The organism is Finegoldia sp. P1-F-LS (assembly GCF_052932205.1).
This window is the reverse complement of record NZ_JBRFJH010000047.1, coordinates 1-255: the sequence shown is the minus strand read 5'-3', so window position 1 is coordinate 255 and position 255 is coordinate 1. Positions and strand designations below refer to the sequence as shown.

Annotated in this window: 1 rRNA gene; it reads left to right on the top strand. The window is 49.4% G+C overall.

What is annotated here, in order from left to right:
- A 16S ribosomal RNA gene (locus tag ACU68Y_RS09225) occupies positions 1-255 on the top strand; the annotation flags it as partial.

The window sequence follows — 255 nt, the reverse complement described above, 5'->3', positions numbered from 1 at the left end:
TATAGAGATATACCCCTCTCTTTATGAGACATCCATACAGGTGGTGCATGGTTGTCGTCAGCTCGTGTCGTGAGATGTTGGGTTAAGTCCCGCAACGAGCGCAACCCCTATACTTAGTTACCAGCGAATAATGTCGGGGACTCTAAGTAGACTGCCGATGACAAATCGGAGGAAGGTGGGGATGACGTCAAATCATCATGCCCTTTATGTCCTGGGCTACACACGTGCTACAATGGTTGGTACAGAGGGCAGCTA